Origin of the sequence: Microbacterium sp. NPDC056044, from assembly GCF_042267145.1 — a bacterium.
Lineage (GTDB): Bacteria > Actinomycetota > Actinomycetes > Actinomycetales > Microbacteriaceae > Microbacterium.
In genome coordinates this window covers 119,863-139,428 of record NZ_JBHJWZ010000002.1, presented here as the reverse complement: position 1 = coordinate 139,428, position 19,566 = coordinate 119,863, and the positions used below count along the sequence as shown (strand labels likewise).

10 protein-coding genes are annotated in these 19,566 nt (G+C 72.1%); all 10 read left to right on the top strand.

From position 1 onward, the window contains the following. Positions 1-39: 39 nt before the first annotated feature. The 10 genes from ACFC1I_RS05675 (at position 40) to ACFC1I_RS05630 (ending at position 19,554) form a co-directional block, all read left to right on the top strand. On the top strand, positions 40-2,388 hold the full coding sequence (locus ACFC1I_RS05675) for an ATP-binding cassette domain-containing protein (protein ID WP_376006897.1): 2,349 nt from the start codon (positions 40-42) through the stop codon (positions 2,386-2,388). A 214-nt stretch (positions 2,389-2,602) separates the two neighbouring features. Further along, positions 2,603-8,671, top strand: coding sequence for an Ig-like domain-containing protein (locus tag ACFC1I_RS05670; RefSeq protein WP_376006895.1), 6,069 nt, complete (start codon positions 2,603-2,605; stop codon positions 8,669-8,671). A 45-nt stretch (positions 8,672-8,716) separates the two neighbouring features. Further along, a complete protein-coding gene (locus tag ACFC1I_RS05665; RefSeq protein ID WP_376006893.1) occupies positions 8,717-9,688 on the top strand; it encodes an AAA family ATPase in 972 nt (323 codons plus the stop codon). Next, on the top strand, positions 9,688-10,950 hold the full coding sequence (locus ACFC1I_RS05660) for a DUF58 domain-containing protein (RefSeq protein ID WP_376006891.1): 1,263 nt from the start codon (positions 9,688-9,690) through the stop codon (positions 10,948-10,950). Before ACFC1I_RS05665 ends, ACFC1I_RS05660 begins: the two co-directional genes overlap by 1 nt. Beyond that, entirely contained in the window at positions 10,947-13,526 is a 2,580-nt protein-coding gene (locus ACFC1I_RS05655; protein WP_376006889.1) for a transglutaminase family protein, read from the top strand. Before ACFC1I_RS05660 ends, ACFC1I_RS05655 begins: the two co-directional genes overlap by 4 nt. Beyond that, positions 13,523-14,809, top strand: a complete 1,287-nt coding sequence (locus ACFC1I_RS05650) for an RDD family protein (RefSeq protein ID WP_376006887.1) — start codon at positions 13,523-13,525, stop codon at positions 14,807-14,809. Before ACFC1I_RS05655 ends, ACFC1I_RS05650 begins: the two co-directional genes overlap by 4 nt. After that, positions 14,809-15,669 carry a PP2C family protein-serine/threonine phosphatase gene (locus tag ACFC1I_RS05645; RefSeq protein ID WP_376006886.1) on the top strand — a complete coding sequence of 287 codons (861 nt, stop codon included), beginning with the start codon at positions 14,809-14,811 and terminating at the stop codon, positions 15,667-15,669. Before ACFC1I_RS05650 ends, ACFC1I_RS05645 begins: the two co-directional genes overlap by 1 nt. Continuing rightward, complete coding sequence (locus tag ACFC1I_RS05640; protein ID WP_376006885.1) at positions 15,669-17,174, top strand: FHA domain-containing protein; 1,506 nt, start codon at positions 15,669-15,671, stop codon at positions 17,172-17,174. Before ACFC1I_RS05645 ends, ACFC1I_RS05640 begins: the two co-directional genes overlap by 1 nt. Next, positions 17,171-18,808 carry a serine/threonine-protein kinase gene (locus tag ACFC1I_RS05635; protein WP_376006884.1) on the top strand — a complete coding sequence of 546 codons (1,638 nt, stop codon included), beginning with the start codon at positions 17,171-17,173 and terminating at the stop codon, positions 18,806-18,808. Before ACFC1I_RS05640 ends, ACFC1I_RS05635 begins: the two co-directional genes overlap by 4 nt. Next, positions 18,796-19,554, top strand: coding sequence for a hypothetical protein (locus ACFC1I_RS05630; RefSeq protein WP_376006883.1), 759 nt, complete (start codon positions 18,796-18,798; stop codon positions 19,552-19,554). The genes ACFC1I_RS05635 and ACFC1I_RS05630 overlap by 13 nt, the downstream gene beginning before the upstream one ends. Positions 19,555-19,566: the final 12 nt, after the last annotated feature.

Here is a 19,566-nt window from a genome sequence, read left to right as displayed (position 1 = left end):
GGAAGCGCGGTGTCCGGGTTGACCGGCATACTCGTGCGCATGGCATCCGAGTCCCACATCGCTGATTCGCACGAGGTCATCCGCGTCGTCGGCGCCCGCGAGAACAACCTCAAAGACGTCTCCGTCGACATCCCGAAGCGGCGGCTCACCGTCTTCACCGGGGTCAGCGGGTCGGGCAAGTCGTCGCTCGTCTTCGGCACCATCGCCAACGAGTCGCAGCGCCTCATCAATGAGACCTACCCGACGTTCGTGCAGCAGTTCATGGGGCAGCTGAGCCGCCCCGAGGTCGACGCGCTCGAGAACGTGAGCCCGGCGATCATCGTCGACCAGGAGCGCATGGGCTCGAACGCGCGGTCCACGGTCGGCACCGCGACCGACGCGCACGCGATGCTGCGCCTGCTGTTCAGCCGCATCGGGCAGCCGCACGTGGGGTCGCCGCAGGCGTTCTCGTTCAACATCCCGTCGGTCTCGGGTGCGGGCGCGATCACGCTCGAGAAGGGCGGCAAGAAGGTCAAGGAGCGTCGCTCGTTCGAGATCACCGGCGGCATGTGCCCGCGCTGCGAGGGCCTCGGCGAGGTGAGCGACGTCGACCTCGACGAGCTCTACGACAAGACGAAGTCGCTCGCCGAAGGCGCGCTGACGGTGCCCGGCTACAACGTCGACGGCTGGATGGTGAAGGGGTTCACCGAGTCCGGCTTTGTCGACCCGAACAAACCCATCCAGGACTACACCGACCAGGAGCGGGACGACTTCCTCTACAAGGAGCCGACCAAGGTCAAGATCAATGGCATCAACATGACCTACGAGGGTCTCGTGCCGAAGATCACGAAATCGTTCCTCCAGAAGGACCGCGAGGCGCTGCAGCCGCACGTGCGCGCCTTCGTCGACCGCGCGGTGAAGTTCATGCCGTGCCCCGACTGCGGCGGCACGCGGCTCAACGAGGGCGCGCGGTCGTCGAAGATCAACGGGACGAGCATCGCGGATGCTGCGGCCATGCAGATCACGGATCTCGCGGCGTGGCTCGACACGGTGGACGACCCCTCCGTCGCACCGCTCATGGTGGGTCTGCGTCAGACGATCGCGTCGTTCATCGACATCGGACTGGGCTACCTGTCGCTGGATCGCGCGTCGGGCACGCTGTCGGGCGGCGAGGCGCAGCGCACGAAGATGATCCGCCACCTGGGGTCGGCGCTCACCGACGTCAGCTACGTCTTCGACGAGCCGACGGCGGGGCTGCACCCCCACGACATCCAGCGCATGAACCGGCTGCTGCAGCTGCTGCGCGACAAGGGCAACACCGTGCTGGTCGTCGAGCACAAGCCCGAGGTGATCGAGATCGCCGACCACATCGTCGACCTCGGACCGGGCGCCGGACGCGCCGGCGGCGAGGTCCAGTACGAGGGGAGCGTCGAGGGCCTGCGCGCCTCGGGCACCATCACCGGCCGCCACCTCGGCGACCGCGCCCGCATCAAGGAGTCGACGCGCGCCGCGAAGGGGGCCCTCGAGATCCGCGGCGCCACCCAGCACAACCTCAAAGAGGTCGACGTCGATGTGCCCCTCGGCATCCTCACCGTCGTCACCGGCGTCGCGGGTTCGGGCAAGTCCTCGCTCATCCACGGCAATGTGCCGGGCTTCGACGACGTGGTCGTCGTCGACCAGTCCCCGATCAAGGGCAACCGCCGCTCGAGCCCGGCGACGTACACCGGCATCCTCGACACCATCCGCTCCGCGTTCGCGAAGGCCAACGGCGTGAAGCCCGCCCTCTTCAGCGCGAACTCCGAGGGGGCGTGCCCCGCGTGCCGCGGCCTCGGCGTGATCATCACGAACCTCGGCTTCACGCAGACCGTCGAGACCCTGTGCGAGCTGTGCGAGGGATCGGGCTTCAGCGACGAGGTGCTCGAGTACACCCTCGACGGGAAGAACATCGCCGAGGTGCTCGCGATGTCGGCGGCCGAGGCATCCGCCTTCTTCACGAAGGGCCCGGCGCACACCACCCTGATGCGCATGATCGACGTCGGCCTCGGCTACATCACGCTCGGCCAGGCACTCAACACGCTGTCGGGCGGCGAGCGCCAGCGCCTCAAGCTCGCGATCTCGATGGCGAAGAAGGGTGCGATCTACGTGCTCGACGAGCCGACCACCGGCCTGCACCTCGCCGATGTCGAGAACATGCTCGGGATGCTGGACCGCCTCGTCGAGGCCGGCAACAGCGTGATCGTGATCGAGCACCACCAGGCCGTGATGGCGCACGCCGACTGGATCATCGACATCGGTCCGGGTGCCGGTCACGACGGCGGAGCCATCGTCTTCGAGGGCACGCCCGCCGATCTCGTCGCGGGTGCCGAGACGCTGACGGCCCAGCATCTGCGGGAGTACGTGGGCGCCTGAGGCCCGCGCCCACGGGGATGGGTGATTGTCCCCATCGATCGCCTCTGATCAGGCGGAATACGATCTCCTTCGTTGACATTTCCCATCCCATCGCCGGCCGTGCGCCGGGTTAGGCTGGAGTGTTCCCCCAGGTCCTCTGTGAGCGCCCGACGCCCCACGTCGGTTCCCGACGCCACGTAGAGACGCACGACACCCCGGAGGAGGCCGAGGTTCGATGAGGTCTTTCGCATGGCTGCGATCGCGCCCCCGCGCTGTCGCGTCGGCAGGCGCGGTGACCGCTGCCGCGGTCACGATCACGACGCTCGCGTTCGTGTATCAAGGCGTTCCCACGACCGAGGTCGACCTCCACGACGGCGGCGTCTGGGTGACGAAGCAGTCGAGCCTGCTCGTCGGCCACTTCAACCACGAGTCGCAGGTGCTCGACGGGGCCCTGCGCACCACGAGCGACGACTACGACATCCTCCAGTCGGGCAGCACCGTCCTCCTCGTCGACGACTCGAGCTCATCGGTGAGCGTCATCGACCCGGCGATGGTCGCACTCTCGGGCGCGGCGGGCGTCCCCGGCGACGCCGACGTGACGCTCGGCGGCGACACCGTGGCGATCCTCGACCGCGCATCGGGCGACCTGTGGGTCGTGCCGAGCGCAAGCGTCGGCTCGTTCCAGATCGAAGGCACCGATCCGACCGCCAACGTCGGCCGGGGCGCGGATGTCGCGGTCGGCCTCGATGGGGTCGTCTACGCCGCCTCGCCCGAGACCTCCGAGCTCGTGACGATCCGCGTCGGCGCGGACGGCGCACCCGAGGAGCCGAGCCGGACCGGCCTTCCCGACATCGGCGACGACGCGGAGCTCTCGGTCACCGTGGTCGGCGACAAGCCCGCCGTGCTCGACACCGCCACCGGCACCGTGATCGTGGACGGCCGCGCGACCGAGGTCGACGGCGGACGCGATGCGGTCCTCCAGCAGCCGTCCGCAGCATCCGATGCCGTCTCGCTCTCGACGGCCTCCGCGTTCGTGCGCGTGCCGTTCGACGGCTCGGAGCCGACGACGGTCAGGGCAGGATCCGACGGCGCCCCCGCCGCACCGGTGTGGCTCGAGGGCTGCGGCTATGCCGCCTGGACGGGCTCTGGCCGGTTCGTGCGCGACTGCGCGGGCGAGGCCGACGACCTCGCGGTCGCAGTCGACGGCATCGAGCCGACGTCGCTCTTGACGTTCCGCGTCAACCGCGACGTCGTCGTGCTCAACGACGTGGTCAGCGGCGCCACCTGGATGGCCGTCGACGAGCTGCAGCGGGTCGACAACTGGGACGAGATGACGCCGCCCGAGGGCGAGACCGAGGACGACGAGCAGACCACCGAGGAGACGACCGAGACGGTCCTCCCGGAGCGGTCGGAGATCAACACGCCGCCCGTCGCCAACGACGACGACCTGGGCGTGCGTCCGGGCCGCACCACGATCCTCCCCATCCTCGACAACGACAGCGACGCCGACGGCGATGTGCTGACGACGCGCGTCGTCGACGGCGGGCCGTCGATCGGCGAGGTGCAGTCGATCGACAACGGCCGGTCGCTGCAGATCGCGGTCCCGGAGGACGCCGAGGGGTCGACCTCTTTCACCTATGAGGTCTCGGACGGCCGCGGCGGCACCGACACCGCCAAGGTGTCGCTGGCGGTGCACGGCTGGGACGTGAACTCGCCGCCGAAGCAGAGCCGCGTGACGACGGTCGCCGTCGAGGCCGGCGGCACCATCACCTACAACGTGCTGCCCGACTGGATCGACCCCGACGGCGACGACGTCTTCCTCGGGTCTGTGCAGCCCGCCGAGGGCGACGAAGCCGACTACACGTCCGACGGCCGCATCACGTATCGCGCCGTCGGCGGCGCGCAGGGCCGCAAAGACGTCGAGATCACGGTCTCGGACGGCACCGACGTGGCGGTCGGCACGGTGCGGTTCGATGTGCGACCCGTCGGGTCCATCGACCCGGTGACCAACGCCGACTACATCGCCGTGCGCACCGGACAGACCGCGACGGTCTCGCCGCTCGCGAACGACGTCGGCGCAGGACGCGAGCCGCTGCGCCTCGCTCGCGTCGACCCGGTGACCGGCGCCGACATCGTGCCCGACTACGCGAACAAGACCTTCACGTTCCGTTCGGCGATGCCGGGCACCTACTACGTGCAGTACATGGTGGCCGCCGGCGCCGCGGGCGTGCCCGGCATCGTGCGCGTCGACGTGCTGCCCGAGGGCGAGACCGATCTGCCGCCCGTCGCCGTGCGCGACGTGGCGCTGCTGCCGAGCGGCGGCGAGGTGCTCGTCAACGTGCTCACCAACGACTCCGATCCCTCCGGCGGCATCCTCGTGGTGCAGTCCGTGACCGTCGAGCCCAACTCGGGCGTCGCGGTGGCCGTGCTCAACCACGAGACGCTCCGGATCAGCGACCAGGCGGCGCTGTCCGAGCAGGTGCGCATCTCGTACCGCATCTCGAACGGCTCGCAGTCGGCCGAGGGCGACGTCATCGTCATCCCGATCCCGGCCCCGGCCCAGCTGCGGCCGCCCGTCGCGAACGACGACCAGGTCGTGGTGCGCGCGGGCGACGTCGTGACGATCCCGGTGCTCGACAACGACTACCACCCGAACGGCGACACGATCCACGTCGCGCCCGCGCTCGTGCCGCCGCTGATCAAGCCCGAGAACGGCGAGATCTTCGTCTCGCAGGACACCGTGCGCTTCCGCGCGTCCGACGCGCCCGGCACGGTGTACGCCACGTACGAGGCCGTCGACAGCACGGGACAGAAGGATGCCGGCTACATCACCATCCAGGTGCTGCCGGTCAACGCCGACACCAATGCCGCCCCGAGGCCCCGCGACCTCACCGCGCGCGTGCTGGCCGGCAGCCGCGTCCGCATCGGGGTGCCGCTGGACGGCATCGACTCCGACGGCGACTCGGTCGAGCTCGTGGGGCTCGCGTCCTCGCCCGGCAAGGGCCGGATCTCGGAGACCGGATCCGACCACCTCGTCTACGAGGCGTTCGACGACACCGCGGGCGTCGACACCTTCACGTACCGCGTGCGCGACCGGCTGGGGGCCGAGGCCACCGCGACGATCCGCGTGGGCGTCGCACCCGCCGAGGGCGTGAACCAGGCGCCGTACGCCGTCAAGGACTCCGTCATCATGCGGCCGGACCGCTCGGTCGCGGTGCCTGTGCTCGCCAACGACTCCGACCCCGACGGCGACGAGTTCGGCATCGTCAAGAACGGCCTGATCCTTCCCGACGTGCCGGGCCTCAAGGCGAAGGTCGACGGCAACCGCGTCGTCGTGACCTCTCCCTCACAGCCCGTCGAGACCTCGCTGCAGTACACGATCCGCGACGCGCGCGGCGCCGAGGCGAAGGCCGTGCTGCAGATCACGGTCGCCGACGACGTGCCGCTGCAGAAGCCGATCGCGCGCGACGACTACGTGCGCGCCGCCGACGTCGAGGACGGCGTCGTCGACCTCGAGGTGCTCGCGAACGACGAGGACCCCGACGGCACGGTCGACGACCTCGAATTGAAGGTCGCCGATGCGGACTCCCGCGTGCTCGCGGACGGCAAGGTGCGGGTCACGCTCGGCGACACCGGGCGGCTCGTGACGTACACGATCACCGATCGCGACGGGAACGAGGCATCCGCGTTCATCCACGTCCCGTCGCTGTCGTCGCTGCCGCCGACCCTCGTCTCGACCGAGCCGATCGAGGTCAAGAGCGGCGAGACGGTCGAGCTGGCGCTGTCGACGTACGTGCGCGCGGCGGGCGGTGGCAAGGCCATCGTCACCGAGGCCGCCAAGGTCACCGCCGCCCACAACGACGGCTCGTCGCTCGTCAAGGACCAGACGACCCTCGTCTACACCTCGGCCGCGGGTTACTTCGGTCCCGACGCGATCACGTTCGAGGTCACCGACGGCACGGGGCCCGACGACCCCGAGGGGCGCACGGCGACGCTGACCCTGCCCATCACCGTGCTGCCGCCCGAGAACCAGCAGCCGACGTTCGTGAACGGACAGATGGATGTCGCGCCCGGCGAGGACGCGACGACGCTCGACCTCGGCGGGCTCACGACCGACCCCGATCCCGAGGACGCGGGCCGCATCGCGTACCAGATCGTGGGCGGATCGCCCGAGGGCATGACCGCCACGATCGACGGCGACGAACTGAAGGTCAGCGCGGCGACCGAGACGAAGAAGGGCACCGCGGCCACGATCCGTCTGAAGATCGACGACGGCACCACCGAGCCGATCGACGGCGTGGTCAACGTGCGTGTGATCGCGTCGACGCGGGAGCTGCCGACCGCCAACGACGACATCGTGCCGGAGGCCCACCAGGGCAAGAAGATCACCGTGCCCGTGCTGGACAACGATGTGAACCCCTTCCCCGGCGAGCCGCTGAAGGTCACGACGGCGCTCACCGAGACGGGCCAGGGCGAGGTCGCCGTGGTCGGAGACCAGGTCGAGGTCACCCCTGACGCCGAGTTCTTCGGCACCATGGTGGTCCGCTATCGCGTGCAGGATGCCACGGGCGACGCCGACCGCGAGGTCGAGGGTCGCATCCGCCTGACCGTGCAGGGCAAGCCCGACGCGCCGGGCACGCCGATCGTCTCGAGCGTGCAGGACCGCACCGTCGTGCTGTCCTGGACGCCGCCGGCCAACAACGGCGCCGACATCGAGCGCTACCTGGTCACCTCGACCGTCGGCGGCTACGAGAAGGTCTGCCTCGCGACCACGTGCACGCTCGACCAGCTGACGAACAACGTCGAGTACAACTTCACGGTCGTGGCCGAGAACCGCGTCGGTCCGTCCGACGCCTCGGCGCCGTCCGAGACGGCACGTCCCGACGCGCGCCCGGACACCCCGGCCGCGCCGACTCTGAAGTTCGGCGACCGCAGCCTCAGCGTCTCGTGGGTGACGCCCTCGACGCCGGGGTCGCCCGTCGAGAAGTACACGCTCGAGATCTCGCCCGCTCCAGCGTCGGGCCTCGGCCAGAAGACCGAGGTGACGGGGAACTCCCTCGTGTGGGACGGGCTGGAGAACGGCGTCGCGTACCAGGTGCGCGTGCAGGCGCACAACCGTGCGCCCGACCCGTCCAGCTTCAGCCCCTGGTCCGTGAGCGAGATCCCGGCTCGCGCGCCGGAGAGCCCCGCCGCCCCCTCGGTGAACCGGCTCGACCCGGTGGGCGACCAGGCCCAGCTCGAGGTGGTGTGGGGTGCGCCCGCCGACAACGGCGACGCGATCTCGGGCTACGAGGTGCAGGTGATGCAGGGGTCCTCGGCGGTGACGACGGTCACCGGCATCCCGGGGAGTCAGACCAGTCAGGCCATCAACGTCGCGACCTCGACGAGCGACTACACGTTCCGCGTGCGCGCTTCGAACAAGGCGGGTTGGGGCGAGTGGGGCGCCGCGTCCGCGCCGCGCCGCGCGTTCGGCGTGCCGGGTGCCCCGACGGGCGTGAGCGCGTCGACGCCGAGCGGCGACAGCACGATCCACGTCGCCTACACCGCAGCCTCGGGCAACGGCGCAAGCGCCGGCGAGGTCGCGTACGAGTACTCGCTCAACGGCGGGAACTGGCAGGCGCTGAACAGCACGACGATCGGTGGTCTGAACAACGGCACCACCTACACCGTCCGGCTGCGGGCGTACACGGCTTTGGACGGCGTCCGTTACAACGGCGACCCGTCGGCGGCATCGAACGGGGCGATCCCTTACGGACCGGTGCGCACGCCGGGCGCGACCGCCGCCCGGAGTGGAACGAGCATCACCTACACGTGGACCATGCCGTCGACCAACGGTCGTGCGATCGCACGGCTCGAGACGAGCATCGATGGAGGCGGCTGGGTCAATCGCGGTGCCCAGACGGGTAGCCAGACGATCGGATATGGGCACAGCGAGACGCACTCGATCCGCGTCCGCGCCGTCGACGTCGAGGGTCAGGTCTCTGCGATCGCGAGCGATTCCGCCACGACGGTCGCGCCGCCGCAGCCGCGCGCGTGGACCAGCAAGGGGTCGAGCGCCCAAGGCCAGGACGGTTGCACGAGCGCGGGTTGCGCGTACATGGTGCTGAACGTCGAGAACTGGGTCGCGGGCACCTACACACTCAAGTGCAACGACACCCGGGGCCAGTGGGGCAACCGCACCTACAACGTGCCGCAGAACGGCAGCGTGCAGCTGAGCTGCTACACGGGCTACACCGGCTACACCAGCTGGGTGAGCTACAGCGGCCCCGGCGGCTCCGGCAACGCCCAGTCGATGGTCTGGTAACAGGCCCGGCGAACACGACAAGAACACGAAGAGAACGAGACACTCATGACGATGACCCCCGAACAGGCGGCCTGGTTCCAGGGCACCTTCGCGCGACTGGTCGACAACGTCGATCAGGCCCTCATGGGCAAGCGCGAGGTCGTGGGCCTGGTGCTGTCGGCGATGCTCGCCGAAGGCCACGTGCTGCTGGAGGATGCCCCGGGCACGGGCAAGACGAGCCTGGCCAAGGCCCTCGCCGCCACCGTGCAGGGCACGTCGAGCCGCATCCAGTTCACACCCGACCTGCTCCCGTCGGACGTGACCGGTGTCACGATCTACGACCAGGCGTCGCACCGCTTCGAGTTCCACCGCGGCCCGGTGTTCGCCTCGATCGTGCTGGCCGACGAGATCAACCGCGCCTCCCCCAAGACGCAGTCGGCGCTGCTCGAGGTCATGGAGGAGTCCCGGATCACGGTCGACGGCATCACGCATGACGTCGGACGCCCGTTCCTCGTCATCGCGACGCAGAACCCCATCGAGCAGGCGGGCACCTACAAGCTGCCCGAGGCGCAGCTCGACCGCTTCCTCGTGAAGACGTCGATCGGCTACCCCGACCTCGCGGTGGCCGAGCGCATCCTCGCCGGTGCCGCCGACCGCAACCCGTCCGCGCACCTGCCGGCGATCATCACGACCGGCGCCGTCGCCGACATGGCCGACCTCGCGGGCACCGTGCACGTCGACCCCGCGGTGCTCCGCTACACTGCGCAGCTCGCCGAGGCGACCCGCAACGACCCGGCCACGCGCCTGGGCGTCTCGGTGCGCGGCTCGCTCGCGATGATCCGCATCGCCAAGGTCTACGCCGCCGCACAGGGCCGCCACTTCGTGCTGCCCGACGACGTCAAGGCGCTCGTCGCACCGGTGTGGACGCACCGCATCGTGCTCGACCCCGAGGCCGAGTTCGCCGGCACCTCGGCCGAGACCGTCATCGGGCGCGTCCTCGAGTCGGTCGCCGCACCCCAGGCGAGGTCCGCGGCCTGATGACGACGGAAGCACTCGGGCAGACGGCGGCCGCCGACGACCGCCGCGCCTGGTACGGGCAGCTGATGCTCGGCGCGCTCCGGCGCACCGGCACGGTGCTCGGCCGCGTGCTCGGGGTCGTGCGCCCCGTCGCCTGGGTGCTCATCGCCGGCGCGCTCACGCTGTGGATCGCCGGCCGGTCGCTCGGCTGGTGGGAGCTCACGGTCGCGGCGATCTCGATCACCGTCGTGCTGGCGCTGTGCCTGCTGTTCCTCATCGGCCGCACCGCCTATGACGTGTCGCTCGACCTCAACCGCACGCGCGTCGTCGTGGGGGAGCGCGCCGTCGGCGCCCTGACCCTTGCGAACACCGGCCCGCGCGCCATCCTGCCCTCCCGCGTGATGCTGCCGGTCGGCGGCGGCCGCGGCGTGTTCGACGTGAACCGGCTCGCGGCCGGTGAGTCCGCCGAGGAGCTCTTCGCGATCCCGACGTCGCGTCGGGCGGTCGTCAAGGTCGGACCGGTGAGCGTCGTGCGCGGCGACCCGCTCGGCCTCTTCGAACGCGTGCACCGCCGCGACGAGCCGGTCGACCTGTTCGTGCACCCGCGCACCGTGCTGTTCGACGGCCAGTCCCTCGGGTTCCTCCGCGACCTCGAGGGCCTTCCCGCGACCGACCTGTCGCCCGACGACGTCTCGTTCCACGCGCTGCGCGAGTACCAGCCCGGCGACGACCTGCGTCACGTCCACTGGAAGTCGACGGCGCGCACCGGCCACATGATGGTGCGCCAGTACGAAGAGACGCGTCGCTCCCACTTCGTGATCGGCTTGTCGACCAGCCCCGGCGACTACCGCGACGACGACGAGTTCGAGCTCGCGATCTCGGCCGCCGGCTCCCTCGGCCTCCGGGCCCTCCGCGACTCGCAGCGCGTCGAGGTGCGCGTGCAGGAGCGCGCGCTGCCGTCCGGCACCGGAAAGCAGTTCCTCGACTCGCTCTCGGCGCTCGTCCCCTCGAAGCCGAAGGCGGGCTCCGTCGTGGAGCTCGCCGGCGTCGTCGCCGCGACGCTGCCGCTGGCGAGCGTCGTCGTGCTGGTGTGCGGCAGCAAGGTCGATTCCAACGATCTGCGCACCGCGTGCAGCCGTCTGCCGTTCGGCGCGCGCGTGCTGGCGGTCGTCGCCTCGCCGGGCGAGCCCACGCCGTCGCTGCGCAGGATCGGGGACGCGGATGTCGTGACCCTCGGCGCGCTCGACCAGCTCCCGAACGCCCTGCGCAAGGTCCTCGCATGAGCGCGCCCGTCACGCCGCTCCCGACGCGCGCCGAGTCGTCCGCACCGGCCCGGGTCGCAGCATCCACTGTCCGCATTCCACGGGTCGACGCGCTCCCGACCCGCCGCTGGATCCTCGATCTCAGCGCCGTCGCGCTGCTCCTGCTCATCCCCGTCGTCGGGTTCGCGCCGACGTTCGACGGGGCGAGCTACCTCGTCGCCGCGCTCGGCGGGCTCGTCACCGGCATGGGGCTGGGGGTGCTCGGCCGCCTCTTCCGCTGGGGCATCCTGCTCGTCACCGCCGCGACCATCGGCGCGTACTTCCTCTTCGGCGGAGCGCTCGCGCTGCCGCAGACGACGGTCGCGGGCGTCATCCCCACGATCGAGACGCTGCGCCAGCTCGCCCTCGGCGTCGTCATGTCGTGGAAGCAGCTCCTCACCACCATCGCCCCCGTGGCGACCGGTGACGGCCACCTGATCGTGCCCTTCCTGCTGACGCTCGTCGCCGCGGTGCTGACGACGTCGCTCGCGCTGCGGCTGCGCAGCGCCGGCTGGGCGCTGCTTCCCGCCGCCGCGTTCCTCGCCGTCGCGATCGCGCTGGGCACCTCCGAGCCCTTCGTGCCGGTGGCGCAGGGCATCGCGTTCGGACTCGTCGCCGTGGTGTGGCTGGCCCTCCGACAGGCGTGGCAGCCGCAGGCGGCCGCCGTGTCGGTCGGCGAAGGGACCGCGAAGTCGGGTGCGGGCACGCGGCGCGTGCTGACGGGTGCGGCTGTGGTCGCGATCGCCGCCGTCGTCGGCGTCGCCATGAGCGGGTTCGCGGCACCGTCGTCGCCGCGGTACGTGCTGCGCGACGTCGTGATCCCGCCGTTCGACATCCGCGAGTTCGCGAGCCCGCTGCAGTCGTTCCGCGCGTACGTGCGCGACCACCCCGAAGATGCGCTCTTCACGGTCAGCGGGCTGCCCGAAGGCGCTCGCGTGCGCCTGGCGACGATGGACGCGTACAACGGCACGGTGTACAACGTGTCTGACGACGGCAGCGGTTCGTCCAGCGCCTTCGCGCCAGCACGCACCAACATGTCGGCCTACGCCGAGGGCACGCCCGCGACGGTGCATGTCGAGATCGGCGAGCTCGAGAGCGTGTGGATGCCGGATGCCGGCGCCGTCCGCAGCGTCACGTTCGCCGGCGACCGTGCCGACGACCTGCGTCGCACCGCGCACTACAACGAGGCCACCGAGACCGGAGTGGTCACCCTGGGACTCGAGAAGGGCGACGCGTACACCCTCGATGCCGTGATCCCCGCGGTGCCGGGCGATGAGGCGCTCGCCGACCAGAAGTTCGCGCCGCTGAAGATGCCGAAGCAGACCGGCGTCCCCGAATCCCTGGCCGACATCGCCTCGAAGACGGTGGCCGAGGCCGAGACGCCCGTCGAGCAGGTGCGCGCGCTCGAGCAGATGCTGTCGGAGGGCGGCTACTTCAGCCACGGCCTCGCCGGCCAGCCGCTCTCCCGCGCCGGCCACGGCGCCGAGCGCATCGCGACGCTGCTCGGCTCGGAGCAGATGGTGGGCGACGACGAGCAGTACGCGACCGCCATGGCGCTGCTCGCCGCCCAGGTCGGTATTCCGGCGCGCGTCGTCATGGGGTTCTACCCCGATGAGGAAGCCGCCGCCGAGCCCGTCTACACCGCGACGGGCGAGACGCTGCACGCCTGGGTCGAGGTCGCGTTCGACGGCGCCGGGTGGGTGCCGTTCGACCCGACGCCGCCCGAGGACCAGGTTCCGAGCGACCAGACCACGAAGCCGAAGGCCGACCCCAAGCCGCAGGTGCTGCAGCCGCCGCCCCCGCCGGCGGAGGCGGTCGACCTGCCGCCGACCGTCGCCGACGACCGCGGCTCGGAAGACGAGAACCCCTTCGACGCGGGCCTGCTGTGGACGATCGTCTCGATCGGCGTGGGCCTCCTGGGCCTTCTCGCCGTGCTGCTCGCGCCCTTCATCGTGATCGGCGCGCTGAAGGCCACGCGCCGCCGCAAGCGCCGCGAGGCCGAGCGCGCGTCGGATCGCATCAGCGGCGGGTGGGACGAGCTCGTCGACCGCGCCTCCGACTTCGGCGCACCCGTGCGCCCGGGAGCGACCCGCCAGGAGGACGCCGGTGTGCTCACCGCGGCGTTCGCCGAGCCGCGCGTCGCGACCCTGGCCTCCCGCGCCGACCTCGAGGTGTTCGGTCCGGCCGACCCGTCGCCCGACGACATCGAGGCCTTCTGGACCCAGGTCGACGAGATCGTCGGCGGCATGGGGAAGGGGCGCTCGGTGTGGCAGCGTCTCGGTGCGAGGCTCAGCATCCGGACCCTCCTCGAGGGCACGCGATTCGCGCTGCCGGCGCGGCCGACGCGCGTGGCACGCCCCGCGCGTGCTCCGCGGGCGACACCGACGCCGGCCACGACGGCCACGACGCCCGTGACACCGGCACCGACACCGACACCCGGCGGCGCGGCCACGTCGGCCGACGCCGCGTCGAGCCCTTCGACCCGGCGCTCGCGCCGCGGCGGCAAGACCCGGAGCGCACCCGAGCGCTCCGCCCACCCCCCACAGGAGAACGAATGACCGTGAGCCCGCCAGGCGCCGCCCCCGCGGCGACCATCGGACGCCGTGTGGGGGCGTTCGCGATCGACATCGGCGTCGCCTGGGTGATCACCATCGTGCTGGTCGGCATCATCCTGGGCATCGTCCTCGGCGCGGGCCCGGCCGGACAGCGCGACACCCTGGCGGCCACGATCCTGCTCGGCTACGCCGCGATCGGCCTGCTCCTGTTCGCCTGGTGGCTCGTCTACTCCGCGATGCAGGGCAGCCACGGCGGCTCGATCGGGCAGCGGATCCTCGGCCTCCGCCTGCACGACGCCGCCTCCGCCGGACCCATCGGCTTCTGGCGCGCGATCCTGCGCAACCTCGTGTTCAACCTCGCCGCGTCGGTCGTGGTCGGCTACTTCACGCCCCTCTTCGACGCGAGCGGCCGCCGCCAGGGCTGGCACGACATGGCCGCGCGGGCGGTCGTCGTCGACATCCGGAAAGTGGATGCTGCGCCCCCGGCGCCCGCGACGGCCGCCATGGCGAACCCGTACCTGGCGCGGCCGACCGCCGTCGCCGCACCGCTCCCGTCGGCGGCTCCTCCGCTGCCCGTTGCGGCCCCGCCGCTGCCGCCCGCGCCCGCGGCTCCCGCGCCCGGCTACGCGCCTGCATACGCCGCAGCGCCCGCCGCCACGCGCCCGGCGGCCGCACCGGCGCCGACCGGCGTGATCGCCGATGTGCCGTGGATCACGCATGAGCCACCCGTCGTGCGGCCGCCGCAGCAGGCCGACGCGTTCCCCAGCGTCACCATGCCGTTCCCCGCCGCGACGACGACCGAGCCGTTCGGCGCCACCGCCACCGTGGCACCCGCCGCGGCTGCACCCGCCGCAGCGCCCGGGGGCGCAGCATCCATCGCCCCTCCGGTCCTCGAGGACGACGTCGAGTCCACGCGCATCGTCGTGCCACCGCCGGCGGAGCGCGCCGCGCTGTTCGACGGCGCGCCGGTGATCGCCGTGCTGACGTGGGACGACGGCACGCGCATGGCGGTGTACGGCCGCACCCTGTACGGCCGCAATCCGGCGGGCGAGGCGGGCGCGGTCGCGATCCCGGTGCGCGACGAGACGCTCTCGCTGTCGAAGACGCACTTCGAGGTCGGCGGCGATGCCACCGGCGCGTGGATCTCGGACCGCCACTCGACGAACGGCACGACGCTCGTGCGCGACGGCGGGCGCCTACCGCTCACGCCGGGGGTGCGCACGAATCTGCGCGACGCCGACACGCTCGAGTTCGGCGACCGGCGCGTGACGGTGGGGCTCTCGTGATGACCTCCGCCCCGCCCATCGCTGTCGCGTTCGGTGCCGCGACGGATGCGGGCCTTCGCCGCCGCATCAACGAGGACTCGTTCCTCGCGGTGCCGCCGCTGTTCCTCGTGGCCGACGGCATGGGCGGCCACAACGCCGGCGAGATCGCCAGCGCTACGGTGATCGACCAGTTCGCGGGCCTCGCGGGTCGCGAGAGCCTGACCATCGACGACGTGCAGGCGGGGGTCGTCGCCGCGCGCCGCCGCGTCGCGGCGCTGCCGCCCGGCGCCGGTGCGGGTGCCGGCACGACGCTCGCGGGCGTCGTGATCGCCGACGTCGAGGGCGAGGGCTACTGGCTCGCGCTCAACCTGGGCGACTCGCGCACCTACCGCCTGAGCGAGGGCCATTTCGAGCAGGTGAGCGTCGACCACTCGGTCGTGCAGGAGCTCGTCGACAGCGGGCAGCTCGCCGCCGACGCGGCCCACCGCGACTCCCGCCGCAACGTGATCACGCGCGCGATCGGGGCGGGCAGCGACGCCGAGCCCGACTACTGGCTGATCCCCGCCGAGGACGGCGACCGCATCCTGGTGTGCTCCGACGGGCTGTCGGGCGAGCTCGAGCAGGACGCGATCCACGGCATCCTCCTCGCCGAGGCCGACCCGCAGGCTGCCGCGACGCGCCTGGTGCACGAGGCGATGGTGCGCGGCGGTCGCGACAACATCACGGCGATCGTCGTCGACGCCCTCGCGGTCCGCACGCGGGCGCACCGCACCTACGAGCGCGACACCGTGCCGGTCAGCCCGGCCGCCGTCGACGACACCGACGACGCCGACATCGACGAAGACACGCTGCCGCGCGCGGTGTTCGCGGGAGGATCCTGATGCCCACGCACTACGCCCCCGGAACCACGCCGGTCGCCGTCACCCCGCACGGGTTCGCCGTGCTCGAACCCGGCGCCTCCGCGGCGCTCCTCGCCCGCGTGCGGTCGGTGCTCGCCGACGGCCGCGGCCTCGGCGGGGTGATCGAGGCGCTCACCGGCGCGTACGGGGCGTCGCTGACCGCGATCCCCGCGTTCGCGGTCGCCCTCGCCGACGCCGACGGCGTCCGGGTCGCCGTCCGCGGCGGCTTCGCCTTCGATGTGGATGCCGCCGCCTCCGAGCGCGTGTCGGGCGCCGGCGTCACGACGTGGACAGAGCGCGTGATCCCGGGTGCGCTGCGCGTGGCGCTCACGACGGCGGGCTCCGACGCGCCCGCCGAGTTCGAGATCGCCGACGGCATCGTGCTGGCGAGCCGGATCGAATGGGATGCTGCGCCCGCCGGTGCGTCGCCGGCCGCCGCGCCCGCGCGGGCCGCGGCCGCCCCGGCCCGGGCCGCCGCGTCCGAGCCCGGTCGGTCCGGTGTTGCCCCGGCCGAGCCCGCCCCCGGTCCCCGGCGGCGAGAGGCGCCGTCCGTCCCCGGGGCGTCGTCCGTCCCCGGGGCACCGTCCGTACCGGGGGTCCCGTCCGTTCCCGGGGTCTCGTCCGTTCCTGAGGTCCCGTCCGTTCCCGGAGTCCCCGTCCTTGCCGAAACACGGGTCGGTCACGACGACACGCCGGAGACGGATGCCCCGGCCCGGCGTGTCGGGCGACCGACCCGTGTTTCGGCGGCTGAACGGGGGGCCGAACCGGCCCTGGAGCCCGCAGTCACGGGGCTCATCGACTCGAACTCCGTGCCGTCGGTCGTCGACGCCGAGACCCTGCTCCCGCTCGACTCGGCGCTCGCGCCGCCCGCGACGACCGTCGTGCCGCTGCCTCCGGCCGGCCCGGCGTCGCCCGGCGAAGACGAGTCCGGCGCGGGCTTCGACGACGTCTGGGGCGCCACCGTCATCCGCTCCGCCGACGACGCCCCCGCCGCGCCGACCGCGCTCGCCGGCGACCACGACGGTGCGACGATCTCGCTGGCCCAGGCCCGCGCACTGCGTGAGGCGGCGGGACAGCCCGGAGCGGAAGCATCCGGGATCTCCGTCGACTCGGCCCCCGCACCGCTCGCGCCGCCGCGTCCGCCCGCCCCGGGACGCGTCCGCGTCTCGACGGGGCAGGTGCTGCAGCTCGACCGCACGATCGTGATCGGCCGGCGCCCGCGCTCGACGCGCGTGAGCGGCACCGACCTGCCGCACCTCGTGGCCGTCGACAGTCCTCAGCAGGACATCTCGCGCAGCCACGTCGAGCTGCGGGTCGAGGGTGAGAGCATCGTGGCGACCGACCTGCGCACGACGAACGGCACGACGCTGCTGCGGCCGGGAGTCGACCCGGTGCGGCTGCATCCGGGGGAGGGCACGGTCGTCATCCCCGGCGACGTGCTGGATCTCGGCGACGGCATCACGGTCGCCATCGAGGCCCTGTCGTGAGCGCCAAGCGCGCGCCCATGGCGCCGCCGGATCTGCCCGGCTTCACCTACGTCGACCTGCTCGGCTCGGGCGGCTTCGCCGACGTGTTCCTGTACGAGCAGCAGCTGCCCAAGCGCCGCGTCGCGGTGAAGGTGCTGCTCACCGACCGCATGTCGAGCGGCTCCGTCGAGGAGTTCACCGCCGAGGCGAACGTCATGGCGATGCTGTCGACGCACCCGGCGATCGTCACGATCTACCAGGCCGGCGTCGCGAGGGACGGCCGCCCCTACCTCGTGATGGAGTACTGCCCGCGGCCGAACCTGCAGGTCAGGTACCGGCGCGAGCCCTTCTCGATCGCCGAGTCGCTGCGCGTCGGCGTGCAGGTCGCGGCCGCCGTCGAGACCGCCCACCGCGCGGGCGTGCTGCACCGTGACATCAAGCCGGCGAACATCCTCGTCACCGAGTACAACCGGCCCGCCCTCACCGACTTCGGCATCGCGTCGACCACGAACGCGGCCGCCGAGTCGGCAGGGCTGTCGATCCCGTGGTCGCCGCCGGAGTCGTTCGCCGACGTGCCACGCAGCGACCCGCGCTCCGACGTGTACGCGCTGGGCGCGACGGTCTACACGCTCCTCGCCGGCCGCTCGCCGTTCGAGCTGCCCGGTCAGCGCAACGGCGCAGCCGAGCTCATCCACCGCATCGAGTCGCTGCCGCTTCCCGCTCTCGGTCGCGCCGACGTCCCCGCGTCGCTGCAGCGCGTGCTCGAGCGCGCGATGGCGAAGTCGCCCGCCGACCGCTACGAGAGCGCGCTCGCCTTCGCCCGGGCGCTGCAGACGGTGCAGATCGAGCTGTCGCACTCGGTCACCCCGATCGACATCCTCGACGACCACGTCCCCGAAGACATCGAGGAGGACGAGGACGACGGCCTCACCCGCGTCCGCGGCGTCGTCAGCATCAACCCCGACACGACGCCCGCGGCCGGCATGACCCGCCCGTCGGCCACGACCGCGCCGAGCGCGGGGGCGGCCACGCCGCGGTTCGAGCCCGCTCCCGCCGAGACCGAGACCGAGACCGTCGTCCGGCAGGCGCCGGCGATCCCGCCGTCGGCGTACGAGCAGACGGTGCGGCGTGAGCAGGCCGGCCTGCCGGCGTCGCTCGACGAGACGATCATCCGCACCCCCGCCTTCGACGCGGCCCCTTCGCAGGACCAGGATCCGGATGCTGCGCCCCCGCGTCGCCGCCGCACAGGACTGTGGATCGGGCTCGGTGCCGCCGTACTCGTGATCGTCGCGGTCGTCGTGGGGGTGTCGCTGCCCGGCATACTCTCGGGCACGGCCGGCGAGCAGCCGAAGCCGACGGAGTCGTCGAAGCCGCAGGACGTCATCGGGTCCACCGTCCCCGCGGTCACCGACGTCGTCGGAACGCCGGTCGACGGCGGCGTGGCGTTCCTCTGGAAGAACCCCGATCCGCAGGACGGCGACTTCTACATCGTCGAGGCGGTGTCGCTGACCGACAGCACCGGCGAGTCGGAGCCCGTCGAGGTGCCCGAGATCGTCGTGCCCGCCGCGGCGGCGGGGCAGACCTGCATCGACGTCACCCTGGTGCGCGCCAACGGCACGCAGCAGCCGAACCCCACGCGGGGGTGCACGCCGTGACCGCCGCGGAGGTCGACGAGCTCAGGATCGAGTTCGCGGGCGAGGAGTTCTCGGTCGCGCCCGGCACCGTCTTCACCGTCGGCCGCGAGGGCGACCTCGCGATCGACGACAACCTGTTCCTGCACCGCAACTTCCTCACGATCCAGAACCTCGAGGGGCTCTGGCTGCTCTCGAACGTGGGCTCCCGCCTGTCGGCCACGGTCACCGACTCGGGCGGACGCGTGCAGGCCTGGCTCGCACCGGGTGCGCGCCTGCCGCTCGTCTTCGCCGCGACATCCGTCATCTTCAGCGCCGGCCCCACGACGTACGAGCTCACGATCCACGCGGCCGAGCCGACGTTCCGCGACACGCAGCCGCCCGCCGACGACGACGGCCTGTCGACGATCGGCGAGGTGCCGCTCACCCACAGCCAGCGCGTCATGATCCTCGCGCTCGCCGAGCCCGTGCTGCGGCGTGAGGGCACCGGCATGAGCGAGCTGCCGACGTCGGCGCAGGCCGCCGAGCGCCTCGGCTGGACGCTCACGCGCTTCAACCGCAAGCTCGACAACGTCTGCGACAAGCTCGACCGCGCCGGCGTGCCCGGCATGCGCGGCGGGGTGCGCTCGTACGCGACCAACCGCCGGGTGCGGCTCGTCGAGCACGCGATCGCGGCACGTCTCGTCACACGAGACGACCTCCCCCTGCTCGATGTCGAGCGCGAGAGCTCGCTCAGCGGCGAGAACGCGCTCGGCGACGACGAGGGCTGACGCCCGCACCCG

What these genes read in the sequence shown, in the direction of transcription:
- ACFC1I_RS05675 (WP_376006897.1), top strand. Translation starts at nt 40, where the DNA reads ATGGCATCCGAGTCCCACATCGCTGATTCGCACGAGGTCATCCGCGTC.
- ACFC1I_RS05670 (WP_376006895.1), top strand. Translation starts at nt 2,603, where the DNA reads ATGAGGTCTTTCGCATGGCTGCGATCGCGCCCCCGCGCTGTCGCGTCG.
- ACFC1I_RS05665 (WP_376006893.1), top strand. Translation starts at nt 8,717, where the DNA reads ATGACGATGACCCCCGAACAGGCGGCCTGGTTCCAGGGCACCTTCGCG.
- ACFC1I_RS05660 (WP_376006891.1), top strand. Translation starts at nt 9,688, where the DNA reads ATGACGACGGAAGCACTCGGGCAGACGGCGGCCGCCGACGACCGCCGC.
- ACFC1I_RS05655 (WP_376006889.1), top strand. Translation starts at nt 10,947, where the DNA reads ATGAGCGCGCCCGTCACGCCGCTCCCGACGCGCGCCGAGTCGTCCGCA.
- ACFC1I_RS05650 (WP_376006887.1), top strand. Translation starts at nt 13,523, where the DNA reads ATGACCGTGAGCCCGCCAGGCGCCGCCCCCGCGGCGACCATCGGACGC.
- ACFC1I_RS05645 (WP_376006886.1), top strand. Translation starts at nt 14,809, where the DNA reads ATGACCTCCGCCCCGCCCATCGCTGTCGCGTTCGGTGCCGCGACGGAT.
- ACFC1I_RS05640 (WP_376006885.1), top strand. Translation starts at nt 15,669, where the DNA reads ATGCCCACGCACTACGCCCCCGGAACCACGCCGGTCGCCGTCACCCCG.